The following is a 15,363-nucleotide window of genomic DNA, read 5'->3' as shown; positions in this document are numbered from 1 at the left end:
TTCTGCAATTTGTTCGCTTGATGAACCACAGGCTCCTACAGCTACAGATAATTGTTCGGGTGGAAACACAACTATTACAGCTACTACTACGGCTAATTTCCCAATAACAGATACAACAATTTCAGAAATAACATGGACTTATGACAATGGAAATGGTTTGTTTGGAAGTCAAACACAAGCAATATCTTGGCAAGATATAGATACTTCTACAACAATTTCTCAAGAAACCATTACGGCAAACAATACTGATAATGGAGTTACTTATCAATGGATAAATTGCTCAAATAATACAATTATTACAGGGGAAACAAATGTTTCATACACACCAACTCAAAGTGGTAGTTATGCCGTTATTATTGCTCAAAATGGATGTCAAGACACATCTTCTTGTCAATCTATTCAATTAGCATCATTAAAAGAAATAACAAACGAAGAATTTACAATTTACCCTAATCCCACATCTGGAGAAATTTCATTAAATATTGGTGATCAACTCAAAGGACAATTAGAAATCACTATTTTTTCTACTTTGGGAAAAAAGGTTTATTTTAAGAAAACTAATGTGAATACAAAACAGTTAACAGTATCTTGTACTGATTTAAAGACTGGTGTGTATATAATGAACATAAATAATGGCCATAAAAAAGCATCTAGAAAATTAATTATCAAATAAATATTAGTTAAATTCATTGTAAAAGAAAGGTGGTCATGCCACCCTTCTTTTTACATAAATACAAATCAAATTGTAACTTATTTATAGCTTGTGATATAAAAAAGGCTTCGCAAACAAAACGAAACCTTATTTTATAAAACATTCAACAAATAAACTATTTATGTTGTTCCCAAATTTGAACCAGTTCTCCCATTGTTTGAACTGCTTTCTCCATATCCTGAACACTTACATATTCATGTTTAGAATGAATAGCCATTTCTCCAGTAAATAAATTTGGACAAGGAAGTCCCATAAATGACAATCTTGAACCATCTGTTCCACCACGAATAATAACGGGACGTGGCTCAATATCAGATTTTTTCATTGCTTCTATGGCGTAATCAGTAACAAAAGGTACTTCTTTCAGAATTTCTTTCATATTTCTGTACTGTTCCGTCACCTCAAAATCCATTGTAGCTCCTGGGTATTTATCAATCACCTCTGTGGCAATTTTCTTTAAGCGCTCCTCATAAATAGCTAACTTATCCGTTTCATGATCTCTAACAATAAATCCAAGCGTTGCCTTCTCTTGAATACCATTAAATGCAGTTGGATGTACGAACCCTTCTCTTCCTTCAGTTGTTTCTGGCGACCAACTGTCTTTTGGTAATGCTGCCAGTACCTCTCCTCCTAGTTTTAAAGCGTTTATTAATTTTCCCTTAGCATATCCTGGATGAGCACTCACACCGTGAATTGTTAGTTTAACAGCATCTGCAGAAAAACTCTCATCTTCAATCGAGCCTAAAACTCCACCATCTAAAGTATAACCAAAATCTGCATTAAGTTTATTCATATCTAAATGGTCCACTCCCCTTCCCACTTCTTCATCAGGTGTAAAAAGTATGCGAATATCACCATGTGTTATTCCTGGATTACCCATCAAATAAGCTACGAAGTCCATAATGCAAGCTACACCAGCTTTGTCATCCGCTCCCAGAAGGGTTTTACCGCTTGCAGTAATCAAATCGTCACCTATTTTTTCTTTGAGGTAAGGATGTTGTTCTATTGTGATTACTTGTGATTTATCATCAGGAAGTATAATCGGACTACCATCGTAGTTTTCATGTAAAATCGGTTTAACACCTTTCCCCGTAACATCTGGTGCAGTGTCCATGTGTGCACAAAAACATACCGTTGGAACTTCGTTACTACTATTTCCCTCGACAGTTCCAAAGACATAACCCCACTCATCCATCTCAGCATCTTTAACACCTAGATCAAGCAATTCTTGAACTAAAACTTTCCCCAAGTCCTTTTGAATCTCTGTTGATGGAAAAGAAGTGGAATTCGGATCTGCTGTTGTATCAATTTGCACATAACGCATTAAGCGTTCAGCAACGGTATGTTTATAATTTTGTATTGCCATTTTTTTATAATTTGTTGAATGGCTAAGATAAAGTTTTATGCCTTTTATTCAATATTATTCATCGCTTATATCAAAAACGATAAGTACATCTTCGTTTTATGATAAAAAAACAATACATATAAAAGGTGATTATCCCATACTATTCACTAATACCAAAGTACTCATCGCAACATTGCTGACACAGTGTTTTACAATGTTACTAAATAAAACAAAGCAATACACAACATCAAGTTCCTGATAAGTATTAACTTTTATTATCTAACAAGAAAATATATTAGCAATTATAGCTTTTACTTTCTTAATTCTGTTGATAACTGTTTTTCTAATTGCACACGAATTTTTTCCATTACTTTGTCAATTTGTGCATCTTTTAAAGTTTTCTCGTCATCTTGAAAGTAAAAACTTACCGCATAAGACTTTTTACCATCCGGTAACTTATCCCCTTCATAAACATCAAATAAGTTGATTTCTTTGAGTAACTTTCTTTCCGTTTTTCTAGCTATCTCCTCTACTTCTTGAAATGATACTGATTGATCCATAAGTAAAGAAAAGTCTCTTCTCATTGCAAATGTTTTGGGAAGTGGTTTAAATTGTATTTTATTTCTATTACCTAAACTGATAATCATATCCCAATCTAAATCTGCAATATAAACACGCTGTTTTAACCCTAAACTTTTATTTAACTTAGAACTTGTCCAACCTATTTCACCAATCTTATGTTTTTGTACAAACAACTGCATGCCATCCTCAAGAATTGATTTTTTCAAGGCCTTCATAGACGCTATCCCATCCAAACCTAATCGATCTAAAATAGCGGTAACTATTCCTTTTAATGTAAAAAATGAAACTTTTTCTTGATTGGCATTCCATTGCTCTGGCTCTTTAGCACCAGTTAGGAAAATGGACAGTCTCTTATTTTCAATATAATCATTCTCGAATCTCTGATAAATTTTACCAAATTCAAAAAGTCCGAGATCCGCATTTTGACGATTATTGTTATGTACCACAGTAGTTAATCCCTGAAAGATTAATGACTGACGCATAACATCTAAATCAGAACTTAAAGGATTAAGCATTTTAACAGAATGATTATTTGTGAATGCCTCCCCACCAAAATCATCAATCAAATTACTTGAGGATAGAGAGTTATTCATCATTTCAAAATATCCTTGAGCGACTAAAAGATCTGCTACCGTATTTTGTCTTTTCTCTTCACTTCTTAGGTTTTGATCAGAAAGACTAATGTTCCATTTTTTAGGTAATTCAATATTATTAAATCCATAAATCCTTAACACTTCCTCTATCACATCTGCTTCACGCGTAACGTCAACTCTATATGTTGGGATCTTTAATTTTACTTGATCTCCGTTATTATGCATGATTTGAATATCCAATGCATTCAAAATCTCTCCAACCTTGTCTACATCAATATCATTTCCGATCAACTGATTACACCTTTTATAACTAAACATTACCTCGGTAGGTTCTACGCGTTTGGGATAATAAGGAATGGGTTCATGAGTAATGTTACCTTCACCCAATTTTGCGATTAAAGTAGCCGCACGTTTCATTGCGAATTCAATCATACAAATATCAACACCACGCTCGTAACGGAAAGAGGCATCAGTATTTAGTCCATGCCTTTTAGCTGTCTTTCTTATACTTACAGGGTTAAAATGAGCGGCTTCAAGGAATATACTTGTAGTGTCTTCAGAAACACCAGAATTTGCACCTCCAAAAACACCTGCTATTCCAAGATTTTTCTTCCCATTGGTGATCATCATATCTTTAGAAGTCATCTTACGCTCCACGCCATCTAAAGTTGTAAATAATTCACCATCTTCAGCATGTTTTACTACAATGTTCTCACCAACCTGTGATAAATCAAACGCGTGCAAAGGTGTTCCTAATTCATGCATAACAAAATTAGTCACATCAACTATGTTATTGATTGGTGTGAGACCTATGGCTAATAAATAATTTTTCAACCAATCGGGAGATGCTTGTACACTCAAATTAGATATCACACATCCCATGTATCGACTACAATCATTAGGAGTTTTCACCTGTATTTTAACTTTCTCTCCACTTTCAACTACCTCATAACTACTCAAATCTGGCATGAGAAGAGAGCTTTTTTCTACTTTGTGAACTTTGTTATAAGCCACTACATCACGCGCAACACCTAAATGTCCTAAAGCATCACTTCTGTTAGGGGTTAAACCAATTTCAATTTGAAAATCATCTTTTAGATTAAAAAATTCTGAAGCTGCTTGCCCCACCTGTGCAGTTTCTGGTAAAACCATAATTCCATCGTGCGAAACACCTAATCCAAGCTCATCTTCTGCGCAAATCATTCCAAATGATGCTTCTCCACGTATTTTTGCTTTTTTAATTTTAAATGGCTCCTCTGGAGTTGGATAAAGTATTGCTCCAACCTTGGCTACAATAACCTTTTGACCTGTTGCAACATTTGGAGCACCACAAACAATTTGAAGTTCCTCTTCCTCTCCAACATCTACACTTGTAATGTTTAATGTATCCGCATTGGTATGTGGAACGCATTTGGTAACTTTTCCAACAACTACGTTGGCTAAACCACCTTTTACAGCTTCAATTTTGTTTAACCCTTCTACCTCCAAACCAGTATCTGTTAGGATTTCACTTAACTTCTGGGGTGAATGTGATGTTTTAACGTAGTTCTTTAACCAATTATATGAGATTTTCATTCTGCTGCAATTTCCGTATTTTCAATCGACAAAAATAGTCAAAATTTCGAGGATAAACATTCTTTATTGGTGGAGTTTATTTGAGAATAACTTTCTCTTAAAAAAAACGTATTTCTTCAAAAAAACGAAACTGCAACTTGTTCTTTGTCTGTTTTTAAATATTGAATTAGAATAATAAAGGAATTTTTTATTTTAAAAACAAGTTTACCACATCGTAACGCAATTACTCAAACAAGTAAAAACAAATAATAATGAGGTAATTATGTGCTCTTCAATTTACAAATACAACTTTTTCAAATCAACTTAAAGTATGCTTCAAAACAGACTACAAACCTCAATCAGAATGAGTTAAAATTTCATAAATTCAAATATCTAAAGCAATAAAAAAGTATTTTGATGAAACTTTTAAACAAAAAAACTAAACAATTAACTTTTATTGATGAGTAAAATAAAACGATTTTTAATTCCAGAAAATAAGAAAAAAAGAACCCGTAGATTCATCCTTTATTCCTTCTTGATTTTAATCATAGCTGTGAGAATTTGGCTACCTTTTTTCTTGAAAGACAAATTAGTTGCGGCAGTTAATGAAGTCGAAGGTTATGAATGTACACTTGACGATTTGGACCTACACCTGTTTCGTGGCGCAATGATTTTTAATGAATTTGAAATTACCATAACTGAAAATGATGTGACTAAACCTTTCGTTTATTGTAAAAACGCTGATATTTCTGTTGAATGGAGAGCTATCTTTCATGGATCCATTGTTAGTGAAGTTATTCTTGACCAACTAGAATTATACTTTGCAGATGGTGAAAGTAAAGAAGAAGAACAAACTGGAGATGCTTCTTGGGTAGAACCTATAATTGACTTTATACCTTTAAAAATAAACCATTTTGCCATCAATAATGGACAAATTGAATTTGAAAATATGGTTTCCGAGCCACCTGTAAATTTAAAACTAACAGACCTCAACTTAATAGTTGAAAACCTAACCAATTCAACAGATGTAGAAAAAGCACTTCCTTCGAGTTTAAAGTTAACTTCTCACTTTCTTGACCAGGGGAAATTAACCTTGGAAGGTGAATTGAATATCCTTAAAGAAATTCCAGATATGGATTTGAATCTTGATTTACAAGCTGTCAATGTGAAAGAATTGAATGACTTCACAGAGGCTTATGCAAATTTTGATTTCGAGAAAGGTGAATTTGCACTAGCTGCAGAATTTGCAGCGCTCAATGGTGAAGCAAAAGGGTATGTTAAACCAATTTTAAATGATGTTAAAGTGCTTAATGTAAAAGAAGACACACCCGTTTTGAATGGATTTTGGCAAGCGTTCGTAGGTTTAGCGTTTAATATAACTAAAAACATTAAGAAAGACAGAACAGGTACGAAAATACCTATTGAAGGTAAAATTGATAATCCCGATATCGGTATTGGAACAACGATTATTAATATTTTTAAAAATGCATTTATAAAAGCGTATGAAGCAGAAGTTGATAATTCTGTTAGTCTAAAAGATATTGCCAAAGAACAAGATGAACGAACATTTTGGGAAAAATTTAAAGGTTTATTCTCAAGCGATGATGAGCAAAAGAATTAAAAAATCCCCATAAATAATTACTTGAAGGTGATACTTAATTGTGTCACTTTTATTATATTACACTTTAATTTATGATTTATACCTATGAAGTACTTATTTATAATTTCTATTTTTCTCTTTAATTTTATTTTAGCAGCTAATGCACAAGAAAAGCATTATCACTGTTCGAAAAGAAATGCTTTTCAAAATTCAAAACTTAAAAGCCCAAATCTAAATCAGCAACAATTAATTGAAACTAAAAAATATGATGTTCATTTTTATGATTTAAACCTCAAAATGGATAATTTGTCAACTGACATAGAAGGAGTAGTTGAAATTCATGGTAAAGCCACATCTACAACTGATTCCTTACTTATAGAATTACATGAGGACCTCACTATCAATAATATTTTATTGAATTCGATCTCTACACCATTTAGAAGGTCTAATAATTTGATTAAAATACCAGCAGGCTTAACCTCTGGTCAAAGTTTTATACTTAGTATAGATTATGAAGGTACACCTCCTAGCTCATCCTCTACTCCATTCGGAGGTTCTGGAATGTCAAACGCTTCTACTTCAACATGGAATAATCAAGTTACATGGTCGCTCTCCGAACCATTTTCAGCTTATGAATGGTTTCCATGTAAACAAGATTTACGTGACAAAGCTGATAGTGTTGCGGTAAAATTAACCGTTCCAAATAACTGTAAAGCTGGTTCCAACGGAATTCTTGAAAATGTAGTAGATTTAGGAAATGGAACATCGAGATACGAATGGTTTCATCGTCATCCCATCGCTTATTATTTAATTTCTGTTGCAATTGGAGAATATGATGAATATAAAATTTATGCCCATCCTTCAAACTCTCAAGATTCCATATTAATTCAAAATTATATTTATAATCATCCGTCTTACCTATCTACTTTTAAATCTGAAATTGATGAAACAGTAGATTTTATGGAACTTTTTGCTACTTTATATGGAAAGTATCCTTTTGATGATGAAAAGTACGGACACTGTATAGCTCCTTTAGGTGGAGGAATGGAACATCAAACAATGACTACACAAGGTACCTTTGAAAAAAACTTAACTGCACACGAACTCGCTCATCAATGGTGGGGAAATAGTGTTACTTGTGCTTCATGGGCTGACATCTGGATTAATGAAGGATTTGCTTCCTATTCTAGTTACCTCATGTTGGAATATCTTTATCCAAATGAAGCTTTTCCCGAAATGATGAATATTCATAATAATGTTATGTCGTATTCTTATGGCAGTATCTGGAAAGTAGATAGTTTAAATGAATCATCTATTTTTGATGGTAGATTAACTTATGACAAAGGAGCGGCGTTTGTGCATACTTTGCGCTTTATGATGAATGATGACACCTTGTTTTATCAAACTTTAAAGCAATTTCTATCAGATTTTAAAGACAGTACAGCCACTGGATTAGATTTTAGAGATTATTTGAATGCAGCAAGTAATGTGAATTTTGACCAAGCCTTTGATGAATGGTATTTCGGAGAGGGATATCCAGTTTATAACCTCACCTACAATAATGTTGGAAATGATTTACATTTTAAAGTGAGTCACGTATCTGTTAGTTCTACACCAACTTTCACTAATCCTTTAGAAATCCGTTTTTCACGTTTATATAAACCTGACACGACGATTAGAATCAACATTAATACCAATGCAGAAACTTATCACATTCCAGATTTTAATGGAACAGCTAACGCTGTAGAAATAGACCCTAACAATTGGATTATCAATAAAATAGGAGCAATTCATTATGATGAAAATTATACAGCAATAAAGAATAACAAAAAAACTGAAGATATAAAGATTTATCCCAATCCATCAACAGGAATTTATAAAATAGCTGCACCTTTAAATTCCTTAAAATCAGTGCAAGTTTTCAATACCCTAGGTAAATCTATTATAGATAAGGAATTTAACAACAATCAAATAATTGATTTGAGCGCGCAAGAAGCAGGTTATTATATTGTAAAAATAACAGCAAAGAATGGTAATCAATGGACTAAAACTATACATTTAAACCAATAATATCCAAATATTTTTGGGATAAGAGATGTTGCGGCCTTACCTACAGCGAAAACTGGTGCCGCGGTAAGAAAACAAGTTCCAATTCTAACAGATAATCTTGGAATGCTGATCAATCATAATAAAATTGGTTCTAAATCTTATAACGGCTACTCTTCTTGTCCTCTAGTTACAGATTATGGAAAAATGGTCTTAGCAGAGTTCGATTACGAGGGAAACTTTACGCCAGATCCAAAATTAAAGCGAATGCTCATCAAAGACAGCTCGAAGGAACATTGGAGGTTATGGATGTTTAAGAAATATATATTACCGTTTTTATATTGGCAAAGGATGATGAAAGGAAAGAACGTTTAAGATTAAAGGCTAAATATTAACTTGTTTTGGTATGGTTTTTTAATGGGGGCTTCACTAATTCCGCATACAAATCAATAGAATTACGGTTTAGTCTAAAAGTTGAAAAAAGTTCAAGAATATTTTATAACCATGATGCTTTTCAAGTTGAATTCATTGTATCAATATTGAAGAAATGACGTGTTTATAAAAAAATATCATTCTAAGGGGTGAGAACTTACACAATTCCGATTTTGTTGTGATGAAGTTTCGTAAAACTCTATTCAATACATTTTAATGTACGTTGATACCTTATAGATGTCACCTATTATCTATATTGGTTTTCCATGAAAAAAAAAGATCAGTAAAAATATTCACCCAATCCAAACAATTAGTCTTGATCCGATAACTAGCCTCACTCCTATCAAAAAGATATAGGCTTCTGTAAAATGAAAAAAGCTTTCCCTAAGGAAAGCTTTTATTTTATGTGAGCCCGACAGGATTCGAACCTGTGACCGCCTCCTTAGAAGGGAGGTGCTCTATCCAGCTGAGCTACGAGCCCTAGTATAACCTAGTGCAAAACACACTTTTAATCAAAAAAAGGGGATGAATTGAATCATCCCCTTGTCGGGGTGGCAGGATTCGAACCTGCGACCTCCTGCTCCCAAAGCAGGCGCGATGACCGGGCTACGCTACACCCCGAACGGTATGTGTTCGTTATATTTTATTTAATTTTTAATATTAATCGTTATTAATATTTTGCAAGTAGGCTGCTTAATAAATCAAACAAGACCTTCGTTGCGGGTTGCAAAGATACAAACAGTTTTTAACTAAACAAGCATTTTAATTTAATAAAATTTATTTTTTTTAACCTACTCATTGAGAATGTATTCAAAAAAATAGTAACAGAATAAAATTGAAGCTTTTCAATTTCTTTCATTCTATAAACAAAAGAGAGGGATTATTCCGCTGCGCTCCATGAGCTCCACTTCGTTACGGTTCGAACCTGTTCTCATCCCTATTCTAGTTTCATAAAAACTAATCTTTAGATAAACTTGTTTGCTACCTTCCAAATTCCATGCGGAGAGAGAGGGATTCGAACCCTCGATACAGTTGCCCGTATAACACCTTAGCAGGGTGCCGCTTTCAGCCACTCAGCCACCTCTCCGTTTATTTCAACTAAAAATAATCCGTTTGATTATTTACCACATCTTGAGATGCGGACTGCAAAAGTACGAATACTTTAGACTATTCAAACATTTTTCATGAAAAAAATATAAGATTTTTTGATATATTCTTTTTAAAAAATATAAGTAATTCGTTCCATGAATGTTATTGAAGCAACACCATACATTACGTACAATACTTTAAGATGCATTTCTGAAGTAGATTCAACTTTCCTGATACGATCAAATATAAAAAACAGGAAGGCAGAGGTAATTATTCCATAATCAAATACAATTTGATCTTTTAACAATATGGTTAATGGAATTAAAAGTGCTGCCAGACCAACCAAAATAATTGTTTGATAAGGTAGATAATTCATTTCTTTCACCATTGTATAAACTAAGGCTATGAATGCTGCAAGAGATCCCATTAGCACGAAAGGTTCTATGTTATTCAAATAGAAATCTATGGTTCTATAATCAAAGAATAATTCTACAAAATATTGTCCGACAAAGATTAATGATGTCATCCATATCAATAAAGATATACGCAATAAAGGTGAAAAATCTGCTCTAGAAACAAGAATATAAGCAATTAAAAAAACTGTAAATAAAATTGGTTTAATTGGAAATGGTGGGATAAAGAATCCTAATTCAAACCAACTAACTAGTCCATAAATACCGTAAATTAAACACCCTATTAAAATTACCTTTCTTAATGCCTCCATTTCAGCTTCTGTTTTTCAAAACATAATCATTTAAATATGATTTATTTTTTTTTGGCCAATGCTTTCTCAACATATTCAAATGTAGATAGTTTTTCTGGCATACCATCAACTACTGCAACATCGTGTTCAAAATGAGCGCTCGCCATTCCATCAAGTGTGGCAATCGTCCAATTATCTTCCAAATATTTAATCTTTTTGGTTCCTAAGTTGATCATAGGCTCGATTGCTATTGTTAGTCCTTCCTTAATCTTCTTCCCTCTACCGCGTCGACCATAATTAGGTACCTGGGGCTCTTCATGCATTGTTTTACCTATTCCATGCCCAACTAACTCACGCACTACTCCATATCCATGTGCTTCAGCATGTTTTTGAATATGAAATCCAATATCTCCTAATCGATTACCTACTTTTGTTTGGGCAATTCCAATCTCTAAACATTCTTGTGTAACCTTCAGTAATTTCAATTTTTCTTCTGAAACATTACCCACGGCAAAAGTATATGCGTGATCCCCATAATATCCGTTTAAAATTGCTCCGCAATCTATAGAAACAATATCTCCATCTTTAATAGGTTCATTACGTGGATAACCATGAACAACTTCATCGTTTATTGAAACACATAATGTATTTGGAAAGTCATACAACCCCAAAAATCCAGGTTCGGCATTTTGTGACCTAATATAACTTTCTGCAATTGCATCTAATTCTAAGGTAGTTACTCCTACCTCTATCGCTTCTGCAACCTTACCTAAAGTTCGACTTACAACTTGTGCTGCTTCTCTTAGCAACTCTACTTCTTCTCGTGATTTATATTTTATCATCTTATTCTTTTTTTGGCTGATAACACCTTAACATATATAACAAAGAAGGGATATATTTTGTGCGTATTCTATTTTTAAATAAAAAGGGAACATAAATTGTCCCCTTTTAAGCTTTCTTTTTCACTAATTATTAAGACAGAATTGATTTTACTTTATCTGCCGCTTCTTGTAATAAAACAGCTGACTGAACATCAAGTCCAGATTCATCAATTAATGTCTTTGCTTCTTCTGCATTTGTTCCTTGTAAACGAACAATAAGTGGCACAGGAATTCCGCCCATATTTTTATATGCATCAACGATTCCTTGTGCTACACGGTCACATCTAACAATTCCTCCAAAGATATTTATCAAAATAGCTTTTACATTATCATCTTTTAAGATAATTTCAAATGCTTTTTCTACACGTGCGGCATCTGCAGTCCCACCAACATCTAAGAAGTTAGCTGGGTTACCACCAGATTGTTTAATAATATCCATGGTTGCCATCGCTAAACCAGCACCATTAACCATACAACCAACATTTCCGTCTAACTTCACGAAGTTTAATCCCGCTTCATCAGCTTCTACCTCTGCCGGATCTTCTTCAGTTTTATCACGCATTTCGGCGTATTCTTTGTGTCTAAATAAAGCAGTATCATCTAAAGTAACTTTTGCATCAACAGCAATTACTTTATTATCTGAAGTTTTCAACACTGGATTAATCTCAAACATTGATGCATCACAACCTTCATAAGAAGCGTACAAAGCAGAAACAAACTTGGTCATTTCTTTAAAAGCTTTCCCGCTCAATCCAAGATTAAACGCAATCTTTCTTGCTTGGAAGCCTTGTAAGCCAACACGTGGATCAATCTCTTCTTTAAAAATTAATTCTGGTGTTTTTTCAGCAACTGTTTCAATATCCATACCTCCTTCGGTAGAATACATGATTACATTTCGACCTTTATCTCTGTCCATAAGAACAGACATATATATCTCCGAAGGCTCGCTTTCACCTGGATAGTAAACATCCTCAGCAATCATTACTTTATTTACCTTCTTTCCTACTCCATTGGTTTGAGCTGTTTCCAGGTGTCCACCAAGAATTCCTTTTACAACTTCTTCAACTTTATCGATTCCTTTTGCTAAAACAACACCGTGAGATCCTGTTTCTTCAACAACTCCTTTCCCACGACCTCCTGCATGGATTTGAGCTTTAACCACATACCATTCGGTACCTGTTTGTTCTGTTAATTCCTTAGCTTTGCTCACAGCATCTTCAACAGCGTCAATTACAACACTCTCTTGTATAGCTACACCAAAACTCTTTAAAATCGATTTTCCTTGATATTCGTGTAAATTCATTATTTTTCAATATTTATTCGCCGCTAAAGTAATCTTAATTCAAGTAAATTTCAAGTTAAAACATAAGAAAAACAAGATGTCTTTTTACATATCAGAACTTACTATTTAAGTATCAAGATTAAATAACTACATAAAAAAAAAGCCCACCGCGTAAGATGGACTACTATTTGCGTTCTAAAGACAACTAGCGTTTAGCAAGTTTGTTACTTGAAACTGTTAGTCTTTTTCGACCTTTACGACGACGAGCAGCTAGCACTCTACGTCCATTCTTAGTAGCCATACGACTACGGAAACCGTGTTTATTTCTTCTTTTACGCTGCGATGGTTGAAACGTTCTTTTCATGACCTGTTTTTATTATATTTAAAATTCTTTTGCTAATTCAAGACGGCAAAGGTAAGTCTTTTTTGTTTTAATCAAAACACAAATGCAAAAATATTGTTTTTTTTAATCGTTATCCACACTTGTTACATTAACTTTGCGCAATTAATAACAATTTCCTTTTGAAAATGCTCAAACCAAAAAAGAAAAAAAACAAAACAAAAACCAAACTATCTAAAGCGTCTGTTCAAAAAGCAAAAAAAATATTTAGCTACCTAAAGCCGTATAGATTTTATTTTTTTGTTGGATGGATATTCCTTGTACTCTCCTCTACCGCAGGTCTATTCTTTCCTTATTTACTGGGTCAGCTTTTAGGAAGTGATCTACCCGAAGACACAGCTTCTCCAAGTAATGAACAACTTTTACAAAACTTAGACCTCAATAATATTAACACAGTTGCTTTAGTTCTGCTGGTACTCCTAGTTTTACAAAGTGTTTTTTCATTCTTTAGAGTAGTCATCTTTACCAAAGTCACTGAAAACACATTAAGAGATATTAGAAAAGACGCTTATGACAAGTTAATATACATGCCTATGGACTTTTTTAACAAAAACAAAGTAGGAGAACTAACAAGTAGGATTGCAGCAGATATTACACTTATCCAAGACACACTCAGAACTACAATAGCAGAGTTTTTTCGACAGATCATCATCATAATTGGTTCTATAATCTTTATAACAATTGTTTCGTGGAGACTTGCACTAATCATGTTAGCAACTGTACCTGTAATGGCAATAATCGCTGTTGTATTTGGTCGATTTATAAGAAAGCTAAGTAAAAAAGCTCAAGATAGCTCCGCTTCTTCTAACACAATTATTGAAGAGGGGTTGATGGGAATTACTAATGTAAAAACTTTTACTAATGAAATTTTCATGATTTCAAAATACCGTAAATCAATTGAAGAGATTAGACGGTTAAACATAAAAAGTGGTAATTGGAGAGGACTGTTCATCTCCTTTATTATTATGTGCCTTTTTGGCGCCATTATTTTCATCATTTGGCAAGGATTACATATGACCGTTGGACCAGATGCAACGTTAGATAAGGGAGATTTCTTTTCGTTTATAATGTTTACTGTTTTTATGGGTGCAAGTATTGGATCACTTCCTGATTTATACGCAAATATGCAAAAGGCAGTGGGTGCTACTGAACATTTGATGGACATTATTTCAAACGATACAGAGAAGCAACTACACAAAGGCACAGATACATCACCTATTAAAGGAAATGTCGTTTTTGATGCTGTTTCTTTTCACTATCCGCAAAGAAAAGATGTGCAAGTACTTAATCAACTATCCTTTTCAGCAAATAAAGGGGATAAAATTGCACTCGTTGGTTCATCGGGTGCTGGAAAATCAACCATAGCTTCTCTTATACAACGTTTTTACAGTCCCACTGAAGGAAAGTACACCATTGATGGAAAGAATGTAGAGACCTACGAATTGAATCATTTGAGAGAAAACATGGCACTCGTTCCACAGGAAGTAATTCTATTCAGCGGAACCATTAGAGAAAATATATTGTTCGGTAAACAAAATGCAACAGATGAAGAAGTTAAAGCTGCAGCTAAAAAAGCCAATGCATTAACATTTATAGATTCATTTCCTGAAGGTTTTGAAACAGAAGTTGGAGATCGAGGTATTCAATTATCAGGAGGGCAAAAACAAAGAATAGCCATTGCAAGAGCAATTTTAAAAGACCCTAATATTCTTATTTTGGATGAGGCCACTTCTGCGCTTGATGCAGAATCTGAACGACTTGTTCAAGAAGCTTTAGATAATTTAATGGAAAACAGAACTTCTTTTATTATTGCACATAGATTATCAACCATTCGAAAAGCAGATACAATATTGGTTCTTGAACACGGAAAAATAGTGGAAAAAGGAACACATGAAGAATTAATACGCAAAGAAAATGGGGTTTACGCTAATTTGAATGAATTGCAAATTAATTAATCAAAACACAATTAAAGTATTTTGAAAATCAAATATTTGCGAGACTCACAAAAAATAAAATAACATGTAAAGACTTGTTTTTATAGGCAACTTTTTTATATTTGCAGCGTAATTACAGTACTATACAACTTTTATATATGAGATATCTAATAATTTGTCTTTTATTTCTAGCCTCAGGACAAGTGTTTA

The 15,363-nt window shown here is 33.5% G+C and carries 10 protein-coding genes, 3 tRNA genes and 1 pseudogene; 5 read left to right on the top strand and 9 right to left on the bottom strand.

The window, feature by feature from the left end; genetic code table 11:
- Nucleotides 1-673, top strand: a 673-nt coding sequence (locus CW751_RS08770) for a T9SS type A sorting domain-containing protein (protein WP_133122180.1), incomplete at its 5' end; no start/stop codon positions are given.
- Between the two features lie 154 nt (nt 674-827).
- Here the strand turns inward: CW751_RS08770 and pepT are convergent.
- Nucleotides 828-2,078, bottom strand: coding sequence for a peptidase T (pepT, locus tag CW751_RS08765; protein WP_101334627.1), 1,251 nt, complete (start codon nt 2,076-2,078; stop codon nt 828-830).
- Between the two features lie 290 nt (nt 2,079-2,368).
- Nucleotides 2,369-4,807 (bottom strand): phenylalanine--tRNA ligase subunit beta, encoded by a 2,439-nt coding sequence (gene pheT / locus CW751_RS08760; protein WP_101334626.1) that lies wholly within the window; start codon nt 4,805-4,807, stop codon nt 2,369-2,371.
- Between the two features lie 439 nt (nt 4,808-5,246).
- On the opposite strand from pheT, the gene CW751_RS08755 reads away from it, so the two are divergent.
- From CW751_RS08755 to CW751_RS08745, 3 genes and pseudogenes are all read left to right on the top strand, one after another.
- Nucleotides 5,247-6,407: a DUF748 domain-containing protein gene (locus CW751_RS08755; RefSeq protein WP_101334625.1), complete on the top strand. Its 1,161-nt coding sequence runs from the start codon at nt 5,247-5,249 to the stop codon at nt 6,405-6,407.
- Between the two features lie 84 nt (nt 6,408-6,491).
- The gene (locus CW751_RS15670) at nt 6,492-8,456 is read left to right on the top strand and encodes a M1 family aminopeptidase (protein ID WP_240612553.1); all 1,965 of its coding nucleotides are present in this window, start codon (nt 6,492-6,494) and stop codon (nt 8,454-8,456) included.
- Nucleotides 8,457-8,807, top strand: a pseudogene (locus CW751_RS08745) (NAD(P)/FAD-dependent oxidoreductase); the annotation flags it as partial. It abuts the gene before it with no gap.
- Between the two features lie 464 nt (nt 8,808-9,271).
- On the opposite strand, the gene CW751_RS08740 reads toward CW751_RS08745, so the two are convergent.
- The 7 genes from CW751_RS08740 to rpmH form a co-directional block, all read right to left on the bottom strand.
- Nucleotides 9,272-9,345: transfer RNA gene (locus tag CW751_RS08740), tRNA-Arg, on the bottom strand.
- Nucleotides 9,346-9,410: 65 nt separating this feature from the next.
- Nucleotides 9,411-9,485, bottom strand: a tRNA-Pro gene (locus CW751_RS08735).
- A 379-nt stretch (nt 9,486-9,864) separates the two neighbouring features.
- Nucleotides 9,865-9,951 (bottom strand) — tRNA-Ser (locus CW751_RS08730).
- Nucleotides 9,952-10,083: 132 nt separating this feature from the next.
- The gene (locus CW751_RS08725) at nt 10,084-10,677 is read right to left on the bottom strand and encodes a hypothetical protein (RefSeq protein WP_101334624.1); all 594 of its coding nucleotides are present in this window, start codon (nt 10,675-10,677) and stop codon (nt 10,084-10,086) included.
- Nucleotides 10,678-10,718: 41 nt separating this feature from the next.
- On the bottom strand, nt 10,719-11,498 hold the full coding sequence (map, locus tag CW751_RS08720; RefSeq protein ID WP_101334623.1) for a type I methionyl aminopeptidase: 780 nt from the start codon (nt 11,496-11,498) through the stop codon (nt 10,719-10,721).
- Nucleotides 11,499-11,628: 130 nt separating this feature from the next.
- Entirely contained in the window at nt 11,629-12,840 is a 1,212-nt protein-coding gene (gene sucC / locus CW751_RS08715) for an ADP-forming succinate--CoA ligase subunit beta (protein ID WP_101334622.1), read from the bottom strand.
- Nucleotides 12,841-13,024: 184 nt separating this feature from the next.
- On the bottom strand, nt 13,025-13,183 hold the full coding sequence (gene rpmH / locus CW751_RS08710; protein ID WP_101334621.1) for a 50S ribosomal protein L34: 159 nt from the start codon (nt 13,181-13,183) through the stop codon (nt 13,025-13,027).
- 164 nt (nt 13,184-13,347) lie between these two features.
- Between rpmH and CW751_RS08705 the strand changes: the two genes are divergently transcribed.
- Nucleotides 13,348-15,174, top strand: a complete 1,827-nt coding sequence (locus CW751_RS08705; protein ID WP_101334620.1) for an ABC transporter ATP-binding protein — start codon at nt 13,348-13,350, stop codon at nt 15,172-15,174.
- The last annotated feature ends 189 nt before the right edge of the window (nt 15,175-15,363 follow it).

Source organism: Brumimicrobium salinarum (genome assembly GCF_002844555.1).
Lineage (GTDB): Bacteria > Bacteroidota > Bacteroidia > Flavobacteriales_D > Crocinitomicaceae > Brumimicrobium > Brumimicrobium salinarum.
The sequence above is the reverse complement of the archived record's forward strand: the minus strand, read 5'-3'. Positions and strand labels throughout refer to the sequence as shown.